Raw genomic sequence first — 12,105 nt, 5'->3', positions numbered from 1 at the left:
TTGGTTTTTTATTGTGTTAAAATTACTTCTATCAAGTTATTACATAGAGAGGGAATGCATTTGAATATAAAAGAAAAGGTAAAGGACCTGCCCTTAACCCCTGGGGTTTATCTAATGAAAGATTCCCAAGGCCACATCATTTATGTTGGAAAAGCAAAAAATCTTAAGAGAAGAGTGCAATCTTATTTTCAAAATATAAAAGCTCATCCACAAAAAATAAAAAAACTTATGGCTAACTTAAACGATTTTGACTATATCCTTACAGATACAGAATTTGAAGCCTTCATGCTGGAATGTAAATTAATAAAAGAAATGAAACCAATTTTTAATAGAAAGATGAAAAGCCCAAAATCCTATCCCTATATCGTTATTAAAATGGATAATGGTCATCAAAAATTAGAAGTAACAGATAAAATTATCGATAATGACAAAAATCTATATTTTGGGCCCTTTATTAACAAATACACGACAGAAAGAGCCATTCAAGGATTAAAAGAAGCTTTTAAAATAAGCTGCAGTAATCCTTTTATGAAAAATGGTCCATGTTTAAACTATTCCTTAGGAATGTGTATTGGCATGTGTCTTGGAGGACATGCGCTCGATCATTACGATAACATTATAAACAAAATAATTGATTTACTTAGCGGCACCGACTTTAGCATACTTGAGGAAATAAATCAGAGCATGATTACTGCTTCCGAACAATTTGATTTTGAAACTGCGGCAAAATCCCGAAACATGCTAGATGCTATAAACCCTATAATATATAAGGAGCAAGTCATTGAATTTGCCGAAGAAAATAAAAATATGGTTGTCAGGGAATCGTTAACTGACTCCACTTTTAAACTCTTTTTTATTAAGGGAAATAAAGTTATATTTAGTGGAAAGTATCATTTGGGAAGTACAAATGGTCTTGAACTTCTTTTGAATATGAAAGAAAAAATATTAACCTATTTTAATGCATACACTACTCCCACTAAAGTTAGCAAAGATGATCTTGATGAAGCACAAATCATTTATAGTTATTTAAAGAGCGAAAATTGTAGCTATAAAATTATCCCCGAAAATTGGCTTGAATCTGAAAAACTAGCCTTAATAAATGAAGCCCTTAATGAACTAATTATTCATCATGATTGAACCTTGGTTAAGTAATTTGAAACCAAGGGCTTTTTTTATTTCAGAATCCTCGAAACATAATTAATTTTCCTAAAAGTTTTTTTAAGTGAAAATTCTATTTTTCCGAAAAGAAATATTATTTTAAAAAAACTTTCTTTTTAATGTGAATTCTCTCAAAACCCACTAGTACCAAGCATTTAAAACGTTTACATTTTTCATTTCCAAAAAAAGTTTTTGACGATTCTAAACAAAAAAAGTATTATAAAATAGTAAAAAAGGGAGGTAGTAAGATGTCAGACTTGAATAGACAGAAAATTGTGGACAGTGTACCTCAAAAAGGTTTTTTTGGACATCCTAAAGGATTATTTACACTGTTCTTTACTGAGTTTTGGGAGCGTTTTTCGTATTATGGAATGAGAGCTATCCTTGTATTCTATATGTACTACGAAGTATCTAAAGGTGGATTGGGGATTGATAAAACCCTCGCTCTTTCCATCATGTCCATTTACGGATCACTTGTATATATGTCCGGAATTATCGGCGGTTGGTTAGCTGACAGAATTTTTGGTACATCAAAAGCCGTTTTTTACGGTGGAATTTTGATCATGTTCGGTCATATTGTTCTTGCCATACCAGGAAGCGTTTCAATGTTCTTCTTATCGATGGTATTAATCGTACTTGGTACAGGACTTCTGAAGCCAAACGTTTCGACTGTTGTCGGGGAAATGTACAGTGAAGAAGATAATCGTCGTGATGCAGGTTTTACTATTTTCTATATGGGGATTAACTCAGGGGCATTTTTATCACCGTTAATCGTTGGATCTGTTATGGATTACAGCTTCCATTTAGGCTTTGGTATTGCTGCTATTGGGATGGCATTAGGATTACTGTTATTTGTTTTAACAAAGAAAAAGAATCTAGGCCTTGCTGGTACAGTGGTTCATAATCCATTGTCACCTGCTGAAAAGAAAAAAGTTTTCACTATCATTGGATTAAGTGCAGTCATTATTGCTGTTTTATGTGTTGTTTTAATTTCAATGGGAATGTTAACATTTGAGAGCTTTATCAATCTAGTAACGATACTTGGTATTTTGATTCCTACTATGTATTTCATTGTTATGTACCGCAGCCCTAAAACAACAGCAGTAGAACGTTCACGAGTCATTGCATATATTCCATTATTTATTGCAGCTGTAATGTTCTGGTCAATTCAAGAACAAGGCTCAACGATCCTTGCTAGTTATGCGGATACACGCACACAGTTAGACTTTGCAGGAATCCATATTTCTCCTGCATGGTTCCAATCTTTAAACCCATTATTTATTATCATTTTTGCACCTGTCTTTGCAGCAATTTGGGTGAAATTAGGAAAACGTCAACCGACGATTCCGCAGAAATTCTCATTATCATTATTGTTCGCTGGTGTATCATTCCTTGTTATACTTTTACCTGCTTACTTTGGCGGTGCACATTCATTAGTTAACCCATTATGGCTTGTTTTAAGTTACTTAATTTGCGTATTTGGCGAATTACTCTTATCACCTGTTGGATTATCAGCAACTACAAAATTAGCACCAGCTGCCTTCTCAGCACAAACGATGAGTTTATGGTTCTTAGCAAGTGCTGCTGCACAAGCTCTTAATGCACAAATTGTTAAATTCTATAAACCTGAAACCGAAATGACATACTTCGGTGTAATCGGTGGAGCTTCGATTGTCCTTGGTATTATCCTGTTTATTCTATCACCAAAGATTCAAACCTTCATGAAAGGTGTACGTTAATTATAAGACGAAAGGCTGTTGAGTGAATCAACAGCCTTTTGTTTATTTTAAGACAAGCTCTTTTGCTATTAATTCTTTTCTCTGCACCCATTGAAAATCCTCCGCAATTTCATAAGAAGCAGGTGTCATTTCCTTCAATTGTTCAAACGTAAGTTCATCTACCAATTCTACCAACCATAAACGTCCCTCACGGAATTTGAATACCGCATATTCGGTGACAATGGTATCCACTCTATTTTTAGCAGTAAGAGGATAGGTACACTCTTGAAGAATCTTTGGTTCTCCTTTAGGTGAAAGATGAGTCATAGCCGCGATTACTCGTTTTGCTCCAATGACAAGATCCATTGCACCACCCACACCTAGAACATCCTTTCCTGGTACAGCCCAACTTGCAATATCTCCGTCTTCAGATACTTGCAGGGCACCAATTACAGTAGCATCCAGATGTCCTCCTCGCATGATCGCAAAAGAGAGAGAACTATCAAAGAAGGAAGCATGACGCAGGGCCGTAATCGGTTGTACACCTGAAGCATTTACCAAATCCATTTGATCAACATTTTGAACGATCTCATCCGGCCCTGGCTCTGGTCCAACCCCAAGAATACCATTCTCAGAATGCAGGGTGATCCTTCCCTTAGGTAAATAATCGGCAACCAAAGTAGGAATTCCAATTCCAAGATTCACAACACCTGATTTTAATTCTTGTGCGCAGCGCCATGCAATGTAGTGCTTAATTGAGTCACTCATTTCAAATTTCCTCCCTTTTCACAACGATATCCACAAAGATAAATGGTGTAACGATTGTATCTGGATCAAGTTCACCAATTTCAACAATTTCATCTACTTCTACAATTGTCAGCTTCGCGGCAGTCGCCATTACTGGGTTGAAATTCTGAGCTGTTTTTTTGTAGACAAGATTCCCTGCCTTATCTGCTTTATGTGCTCTGATGATTGCTACATCAGCGGTTAAAGATTTTTCAAGAACATGTTCGCGGCCATTAAAGACACGAATTTCTTTTCCTTTTGCCAAATCCGTGCCCGCGGCAGTTGGAGTATAAAAAGCTGGAATCCCCGCTCCTCCCAGTCGAATGGCTTCAGTAAACGTACCTTGAGGTAACAGCTCAATCTCAACATCACCCTCACGATAAGCCTTTACTAACTCCTTATTGGTTGAAAAGAAACTTCCAATCACTTTTTTAATACGGTTCTGAACGAACAAATCATTTAGGATAGACACGCTCCCTAGGCTGTTCATGATAAGGGTAAGGTTATGTAGGTTAGTCTTATTTATTAGTGCCTTTGATAGGTATCTAGGCATTCCAGGAAAGCCAAAACCACCCACCATAATTTTAGCAGCTTCAGGAATTTGTTTAACAGCTTCTTCAGCGGTTAAAAATTGGACATGTGTTTCAATTTGATTACTTATAGCGTTCATCATCCATTCTCCTTTGTTGTTGTATTTTGTATTGATACTGACCGGTTGGTATGTTATTATTAAACAAAATAATAAATTTTCTGTCAATTGTTATTATACAAATAATTTTCGAAAAAAATTTCGACAAATTTCTTCTTTATTCTGATTGTGTTTCCCTTTTATTTCGGCGTTTCTTTAGTCTAAATTTATTTTTCATTTAGACCATTAACAAATAATATTATCTCCGAGTTTTGACCCGGGATCAGAGGAAGGATGAATTAAAATGAAACTAGATCAAGTAGCTAAGCAAATCTCAACACCATTAGATGCTCCAGCATTTCCGCGTGGACCGTATCGGTTTAATAACCGGGAATATTTGAACATTATTTATCGCACTGATATTGAAGCATTGAGAAAAATTGTTCCCGAGCCATTAGAGATTGATGAACCGCTTGTTAAGTTCGAGGTTATCCGCATGCCGGACGTAACCGGCTTAGGCTCTTACACCGAGTCTGGTCAAGTCATCCCTGTCAGTTTCAACGGCGAAAAAGGAGACTATGTTCACTCCATGTACGTGGATAACCATCCAGCAATTGCGGCAGGAAGAGAAGTTGGGGCTTACCCGAAAAAACTTGGAAAGCCAAATCTTTACATAGATTCAGATACTTTAGTCGGAACGTTGGATTATGGGACATTAAGAGTGGCCACCGCTACTATGGGATATAAGCACCAGCAAATTGATTTAGAGCAGGCTAGGGAAGAGATTTGCAAGCCCTATTTTATGCTAAAGCTAATTCGAGGCCAGGATGGGAAACCGAGGATTTGTGAGCTGGTTCGCGGCGAAATTACAGATATCACGATTAAAGGTGCCTGGACCTCCCCTGCCCGCTTGCAGTTATTTGCGCATGCACTTGCACCAATGGCTGATTTACCAGTGCTCGAAATTGTGTCGGCATCACATATTCTCACCGACCTTTCTTTGCCTCGTACTAAAGTTGTCCATGACTATCTTGCTGCAGAGCAATCAGTTGACAAGAAAGAATTAATCAGTCAAAAATAAATCGTTAGTTAAAAAAAGTGGGCCCCTACTTTGATGTAAGGGTCCCAATCCATTTTAATTATCCTTTCGATCGTTCAACTCATCAAGGAGCTGTTTTGTCCTTTTCGCATTTCCTTCGGCAAAGTTTTCTAACCGCTCCTTTAATTCATCATCGTCGTGAACCCTCTCTGCCGTAATCAAATAGGTCCTCATCAAATCTTCTTCCACTTCGATTGAATGTTCTAGAACTTCTTCAAGTGTTTCCTGTTCCCCGTTTTTTTTGTTAAAAAAATTTAAATCCATAGGAATTGCCCCCTTTTCCCTTTTATTTTTTTCAAATCTATTCATGGATATCCATTTGTTCCAAATTATAAATTTTAATGAAAAAAGCAAAGAAATCGATTATGATTCCTTTGCTTTTTGGGATAATATTAGCGCAATACTCTTGCAGCACTAGAAAATTTTGATGGATCATATTTAGCAATTTTTACAACATCACCTGTTTGCGGAGCATGGATATATTGTCCATTACCAATATAAATGCCTACATGATAGGCAGGGTTACCCCTGAATACTAAATCTCCCGGCTGTACTTGACTCGGGGAAATTCTCGTTCCGACATTCTGTTGGTCGCGTGACACTCTTGGAAGATTAATGCCGGCTGCATTTCTAAACACATATGAAGTGAATCCAGAGCAATCAAAACCGCTTGGTGTTGTTCCGCCCCAAACGTAAGGGACACCCAAAAATTGTTTAGCATACGCAATAACTGCACTTGCATCCCCTGAGTTAGTTGGGGGTGCTACTACAGAAGCTGGCGTTGATGATTTTGAACCTTTGTTTACCGAAGTATGCTGTTTAGCCTTTTGTTGTGTTTGCTGAGCTTTTTGTGCTTGTTGTGCTCGCTGCTGGGCTAAAAGAGCCTGGCGTTCCGCCTCCTCCTTAGCCTTTTGTTCAGCCAGTTGATCCTGTTGGTTTTGCAATTTGTTTTTGGCAGCTGCCAATTCCATTGCTATTTCTTGTTTATCTTGTTCAATCTTATTTTGTTCAGAAGCTAAATCAGCCTGACTATTTTTCAATTTATCTAATTCGTTATGTAATTTTTGCTCTGCATTTTTTAATTCCTGTTCTTTTTGGTTTAAACCATTCAGCAGGGCTGTGTCACTTTCCATAATCGTCGAAATAGCAGTGAAACGGGTTAAAAACTCAGAAAGGTTTTGAGAAGAAAGTAAAAGCTCTGCGTATGCAGCGAGTGATTGTTTCCCCTCTAATTGAATGCTTTTCAGCCGTTCAGAATAGACCTTTTTGTGATTATCTAATGACTTTTTGGCTTCTTCAATGTCAGCCTCTGTTTCTACTATTTTTCCTTGCTGTGATTTAATATCATCGTTTAGCTTTTGGCTTTTCTCCATTGAAAGGCTGATTCGATCGTCTAATTGTTGAATCTTCGTTTCAAAATCATCGATTTGTCCTTGTGTCTCATTGATTTGTCCTTGTGTCACTTGTGAATCATTTGGACTAGCAAAAGTAGGTGTTACTTGTATCATTGAGGCAAGGACGGCAGCCGATATTGTATATTTTAATAGTTTCTTAATCATCACAAAATCTCCTTTTGTAACCTATCATTTAATCAATTTACTAATATATTCCTAGTTTATAATTCAATTGGCCGAAAAACAATGAATCTGTCGCTAATGTAATATAATTGTAATTTTATGTAGAAAAAGTTTCCTGTCACGGCCCGAAGTTTAACGGATTATGTCGAGTAATTTTGGGATTGAACCTTTGTCTAATTAGAACTAATTTCCTATCAACATAAAAAGCCCGTTCCTTAAAGAATGGGCTGAATTTTTTATTTCTTCTATTTAGTTATTAATTTATTACACTTAATACTGCTTGCCTTACGATGAATCCACGAATTGGATACATTCTTTCTGATAAAGTGTAGTTTTTGTTATTTACTAAAAAAGTATTGTTATCTAATTTTTTACACTCTTTTCCTCTCTCTATCAGATCGTGAACCACAACCTGACTTAACTCTTCTTGTGACGAATAATGTTTATACAAATCTAACACGATAGTATTATTTCTAGAGAACATGACATATCGCCTCTTCCCATGCAAAATATATTTGTGAAAACCTTCACATAATTATCATACTACTATTTGATAAAAAAAATGTTACAAAATAAGGAATATCTGCAGCGATAACTATAATTAGTTCACAATACTATCGTACTTACAAAGATCGTTACGATTTTTGCTTAACTTCCGTTAGGCAAGAAACGAAAAAAGGCAACGCCCAAAAGGGTTAGTTGCCATTCTTTAAAATGAGTTGCGAGATACACTCACCTTGAAATTGGGACACTTCTACTGTTGCCCCATTCCTTCAAGATTCTTTGACACAAAGTTATCGAGCATTGCACGCACTTCATCTGTTGATTTCGTGTTCATCAATTGATTTCTTAATTCACCAGCTCCACGGAATCCTTTGACATAAATTTTGAAAAAGCGATGAAGCCCTGTGATTGAACGTGGCAGTACTTCCGCATATTGATCTTGAAGATCAAGCTGCAGTCTTAAAAGATCAAGGTATTCTTTACTGCTATGCTCTTTTGGCTCTTTTTCAAAAGCAAAAGGATTTTTAAAAATACCTCGACCGATCATAACGCCATCAATACCATATTGTTCAGCAAGCTGCAGCCCAGTTTGACGGTCTGGAATGTCTCCATTGATTGTTAGTAGCGTATTGGGTGCGATACGGTCACGTAATTTTTTGATTTCCGGAATTAGCTCCCAATGCGCATCTACTTCGCTCATTTCCTTTTTTGTACGTAAATGAATAGAAAGGTTCGCAATATCCTGATTTAAAATATGCGTTAGCCACTCCTCCCACTCCTGAACCTCCTTAAAGCCAAGTCGTGTTTTCACGCTGACAGGCAGTCCGCCTGCTTTTGCTGCTTGAATAAGTTCTGCCGCAACGTCAGGACGCAGAATTAGTCCACTACCCTTCCCTCTCGATGCCACATTCGGTACAGGGCAGCCCATATTAATATCGATGCCTTTAAAACCCAGCTCTGCCATGCCAATACTCATTTGACGGAAATATTCGGGATTATCCCCCCAAATATGTGCCACCATTGGCTGTTCATCTTCTGTAAAAGTCAAACGGCCACGCACACTTTTCATGCCCTCTGGATGACAATAGCTATCCGAGTTTGTAAACTCTGTGAAAAACACATCCGGTCGACCGGCTTTACTTACTACGTGACGAAAAACAACATCTGTCACATCTTCCATTGGTGCAAGTACAAAAAATGGTCGTGGTAAATCACGCCAAAAATTATCTATCATTTCAAACTCAAATCCTCTCACTATGGATACAACTTCAAACTCTCGGTCAAGAAATATTAACTTTTACACTTATATCATGCTTAATAACTTATTATCAAACATAAGAACATTTGGACATTTATAATTTGTGAAAAACTATTGTGAAAATCGGCAATGTTTATTTTAACGAAAATCGGTCCTGAATGGTATTTTTATAAACAAAAAAGCAGATGGTATAGATTTTTTCTATATCAACTGCTTTTCTATTATACCAACTCTAACCGCGCGACCGCTTCACAATGTGCCGTATGTGGAAACATATCCACCGGTTGGACATATTTCACTTCATATTTTGAACTTAAGGTTTGAATGTCCTTAGCTAAGGTTGACGGATTGCAAGAAACATAAATCAGCTTTTCCGGTTTCACCTGTAAAATAGTTTCCAATAATTGCTTGTCCAGCCCTGTTCTTGGCGGGTCGACGACAATAACATCTGGTTTCCAGCCTTTCTTTACCCATTTTGGCAGGACCTCTTCCGCTTTCCCCGGGACATATTTTGTATTAGTGTATCCATGACGTTTTGCGTTTTTCTTAGCATCCTCGATAGATTCAGGAATGATATCCATCCCGCGAACTTCAGCTGACTGATCTGCAAGCCACAATCCGATAGTCCCGACACCGCAAGAGGCATCGACTACTTTTTCTTTGCCTGTCAAGGCCGCTGCTTTTTTTACTTCATTATATAGTTTTACTGTTTGAACAGGATTCAGCTGGAAGAATGTTCTCGCTGAAAGCTCGAATTGCAGATCGCCTAATGTTTCTTGGATAAATTCCTCACCGGCTAGGTTATGAGTTTCCTCGCCAAAAATGAGTGAGGTTTTTTCACCATTTATATTTTGGACGATCGATTTTACATTTGGCAGCCGTCTTTGGATTTCTTGAATGATAAGTTCTTTCTTCGGCATCTCTTTTTGCGATGTGATTAATACAACTTGAACTTCACCTGTTTGAACGCCAACACGGGTAACAATGGTCCGGACGATTCCCTTTCTTGTTTTTTCATTGTAAATAGGTATCCGTAATTCCTCTAAAATTTGTTTCACCTTGGCTGTCGCTTCGTTTGTATGTGAATGCTGGACCGCACATTGCTCGATATTGATTAATTGATGGGAATTAAGTCCATAAAGTCCCGCAAGGACCTTGCCCCCTTTTTCACCGACTTGAAAGCTGCTTTTATTACGGTAGCCCCAAGGGTGTTCCATTCCAATTGTTTCACGGATATTGAGGCTTTCTGGTTTGAGCTTTGTATGTCGTTCAAGCGCTTGGATTATGATATCGCGCTTTTCCTTAAGCTGCTGATCATAGTGCAAATGCTGAAGCTGGCAGCCCCCGCACTGGTCGTAAACCGGACAGAGCGGTTTTACCCGGTTTGGCGACTGGATGCGGATTTTTTTAACCTTTGCCTCGGCAAACTTAGGGTGAATCTTAGTAGCTTCCACGACTACTTCTTCCCCCGGAAGTGCGCCAGGCACAAATACCACTTGCTTTTTAAAATATCCGACGCCTTCACCGTTGATACCAAGTCTTTTGATGGTCAATGGGAAGGTCTGTTTTGGTTCAATTTTTATACTTTGCTCGGTCTTCATAAATTCAACTCCAAATTATTCGATGCTTCTCCATAAATATAAGGAAGCGTAGCTTAGATAGGGCTCCCAATCTTGTTTATAACGTTCCATTTCCTCAAAGGTTGGTTTTTTCTCAAGCTGGTAGAGCTTTTTCAATCCATTTTGAATCCCAATGTCCGCAAGCGGAAAAAGGTTCGGTCTCCCAAGTGCAAATAAGAGGAAATTTTCGACTGTCCACCTGCCGACACCCCGGATTTTTGTTAGTTGTTCAAAAATCGCTTCATCGGGTTCCTTTTTCAAAACATCTAGATTTAATCCGTTTTCGGTGATTTCTTTTGCGATTCCTATGATATATTCTGCCTTCCTGTTGCTAAACTGTAGTTCACGCAATTGTTCCACTTGAAGTCTAGCTACGGTTTCAGGCTCCGGGAAAAACCATACACCATCAATTTCATAGCCGAAGGACTTGACAAATCGTTCAGTAAGAGTATAGGCAAAGGTCATATTAATCTGCTGGTGGATAATACATTTGATAAGACTCCCAAACAGGTCGAAATCAAGCACAAGTGGTGTTCCGATGAACAGGTTGAATATTTCATTGAGGTCCGTTTGTTGAAAATGGTTGTGGATTTTATCCAATGGAACATTCCATTGAAAAATTTCAGACACCCTTTTGATTGCCGCTTCTTTGTCTGTTTTTCCGTTTAGGACGAAGGCTGGCTTATCAGTTGTCCCTGTCGCCGTTATATCCACTACCTGTGATTTTTGGGCGATAACGGTTGGAACACTTATTGTTCGTTTTTCTAAGTCTAGATGTTTTATTGGATCTGGCACATGTCTTTGTAATACACTGTCAAAATTATAAGGGCCATTTATTTGGATTGTTTCTTGCCACACAGGAGATTCATCCTTTGTTATTTTACCCAGTATTATAGCATGAAAAATCAATGAAAGGGAAAAACCGAATTTCATGCGAAATTCGGTCATTTTAATTTATCAAGGCTTTTAAATTTATAGCCTTTCTTTTTCAGGTCTTGGATAGCTCTTTCAAGCGCATCAGCATTGTCTTTAGAAATCGAATGTAACAGAATGACGCATCCTGGATGGACTCGGTTCATAATATTGTCATATGCATATCGCCATCCCCTTTGGTTATTTACATTCCAATCGACAAAGGCTAAAGACCAGAATACATGGGTAAAGCCTTCCTCTTTCGCAATCTGCAGGGTTCTTTCACTAAAAGTCCCTCGCGGAGGACGTAAATATTTCATTTCTTTTTGACCTGTAATTTCATTTGTTTTTTCCTTAACCTTTTGAAGCTCTCTGCGTATCCTCTCATCACTTACCGCTGTAAAATCGGGATGATAGTAGGAATGGTTGCCGATGATATGCCCTTCTTTTACCATTCGTTTTGTAAGCTCAGGTTGTGATTCTAAAAAATGTCCCGTCACAAAAAAGGTCGCAGGCACTTTTTCCTTCTTTAAAACATCAAGAATTTTTGGCATATATCCATTCTCATAGCCGCTGTCAAAGGTAAGGTACAAGGTCTTTTTGTTTGGACTCCCCTTATAAAAAGCCCCGTATTTCGCTAGTAGTTCATCATATTCTGGGCCTGCTTCTGCCGGCTGCTCGTCCACGGCTTTTTTAAACCCCCAGTGGATCGGCTTACTAGAAACCGCTGCGCTGGCTGAAGCCGGCACAAGTAAAAACAGCACCATTATGCTGGCAATAAATCTTTTCATCCATGCTCCCCCTATTTTGTTTTTTATATTGTTTGTTTTTGGAGGGAAAAGATGA

General features: G+C 38.1%; 11 protein-coding genes. 3 read left to right on the top strand and 8 right to left on the bottom strand.

From position 1 onward, the window contains the following. Positions 1–60 precede the first annotated feature (60 nt). Positions 61–1,137, top strand: coding sequence for a GIY-YIG nuclease family protein (locus tag AC59HZ_RS23370; protein ID WP_496548152.1), 1,077 nt, complete (start codon positions 61–63; stop codon positions 1,135–1,137). 269 nt (positions 1,138–1,406) lie between these two features. Next, positions 1,407–2,897, top strand: coding sequence for a peptide MFS transporter (locus AC59HZ_RS23365; protein ID WP_496548151.1), 1,491 nt, complete (start codon positions 1,407–1,409; stop codon positions 2,895–2,897). A gap of 42 nt (positions 2,898–2,939) precedes the next feature. On the opposite strand, the gene AC59HZ_RS23360 is transcribed toward AC59HZ_RS23365, so the two are convergent. Then, a complete protein-coding gene (locus AC59HZ_RS23360) occupies positions 2,940–3,644 on the bottom strand; it encodes a 3-oxoacid CoA-transferase subunit B (protein ID WP_496548150.1) in 705 nt (234 codons plus the stop codon). Between the two features lies 1 nt (position 3,645). Beyond that, a complete protein-coding gene (locus tag AC59HZ_RS23355) occupies positions 3,646–4,335 on the bottom strand; it encodes a CoA transferase subunit A (protein ID WP_496548149.1) in 690 nt (229 codons plus the stop codon). Between the two features lie 253 nt (positions 4,336–4,588). Here AC59HZ_RS23355 and AC59HZ_RS23350 point away from each other — a divergent pair, with 253 nt between their 5' ends. Continuing rightward, entirely contained in the window at positions 4,589–5,371 is a 783-nt protein-coding gene (locus AC59HZ_RS23350) for an acetoacetate decarboxylase (RefSeq protein WP_496548209.1), read from the top strand. Positions 5,372–5,425: 54 nt separating this feature from the next. Here the strand turns inward: AC59HZ_RS23350 and AC59HZ_RS23345 are convergent, their stop codons facing one another. The 6 genes from AC59HZ_RS23345 to pdaA form a co-directional block, all read right to left on the bottom strand. Next, the gene (locus AC59HZ_RS23345; protein WP_496548148.1) at positions 5,426–5,653 is read right to left on the bottom strand and encodes a hypothetical protein; all 228 of its coding nucleotides are present in this window, start codon (positions 5,651–5,653) and stop codon (positions 5,426–5,428) included. Positions 5,654–5,781: 128 nt separating this feature from the next. Continuing rightward, positions 5,782–6,948 (bottom strand): C40 family peptidase, encoded by a 1,167-nt coding sequence (locus AC59HZ_RS23340; RefSeq protein WP_496548147.1) that lies wholly within the window; start codon positions 6,946–6,948, stop codon positions 5,782–5,784. Between the two features lie 772 nt (positions 6,949–7,720). After that, a complete protein-coding gene (locus tag AC59HZ_RS23335; protein WP_496548146.1) occupies positions 7,721–8,725 on the bottom strand; it encodes a tRNA dihydrouridine synthase in 1,005 nt (334 codons plus the stop codon). Positions 8,726–8,949: 224 nt separating this feature from the next. Further along, positions 8,950–10,329, bottom strand: coding sequence for a 23S rRNA (uracil(1939)-C(5))-methyltransferase RlmD (gene rlmD, locus AC59HZ_RS23330; protein ID WP_496548145.1), 1,380 nt, complete (start codon positions 10,327–10,329; stop codon positions 8,950–8,952). A 15-nt stretch (positions 10,330–10,344) separates the two neighbouring features. Beyond that, on the bottom strand, positions 10,345–11,205 hold the full coding sequence (locus tag AC59HZ_RS23325; RefSeq protein WP_496548144.1) for a DNA-3-methyladenine glycosylase family protein: 861 nt from the start codon (positions 11,203–11,205) through the stop codon (positions 10,345–10,347). 86 nt (positions 11,206–11,291) lie between these two features. Further along, positions 11,292–12,026 (bottom strand): delta-lactam-biosynthetic de-N-acetylase, encoded by a 735-nt coding sequence (gene pdaA / locus AC59HZ_RS23320; RefSeq protein ID WP_496548208.1) that lies wholly within the window; start codon positions 12,024–12,026, stop codon positions 11,292–11,294. Positions 12,027–12,105 lie beyond the last annotated feature (79 nt).

It is taken from the genome of Neobacillus sp. DZ-9, assembly GCF_059587065.1.
The sequence above is the reverse complement of the archived record's forward strand: the minus strand, read 5'-3'. Positions and strand labels throughout refer to the sequence as shown.

What these genes read in the sequence shown, in the direction of transcription:
- AC59HZ_RS23340 (WP_496548147.1), bottom strand. Translation starts at nt 6,948, where the DNA reads ATGATTAAGAAACTATTAAAATATACAATATCGGCTGCCGTCCTTGCC.
- AC59HZ_RS23345 (WP_496548148.1), bottom strand. Translation starts at nt 5,653, where the DNA reads ATGGATTTAAATTTTTTTAACAAAAAAAACGGGGAACAGGAAACACTT.
- AC59HZ_RS23360 (WP_496548150.1), bottom strand. Translation starts at nt 3,644, where the DNA reads ATGAGTGACTCAATTAAGCACTACATTGCATGGCGCTGCGCACAAGAA.
- pdaA (WP_496548208.1), bottom strand. Translation starts at nt 12,026, where the DNA reads ATGGTGCTGTTTTTACTTGTGCCGGCTTCAGCCAGCGCAGCGGTTTCT.
- rlmD (WP_496548145.1), bottom strand. Translation starts at nt 10,329, where the DNA reads ATGAAGACCGAGCAAAGTATAAAAATTGAACCAAAACAGACCTTCCCA.
- AC59HZ_RS23365 (WP_496548151.1), top strand. Translation starts at nt 1,407, where the DNA reads ATGTCAGACTTGAATAGACAGAAAATTGTGGACAGTGTACCTCAAAAA.
- AC59HZ_RS23355 (WP_496548149.1), bottom strand. Translation starts at nt 4,335, where the DNA reads ATGATGAACGCTATAAGTAATCAAATTGAAACACATGTCCAATTTTTA.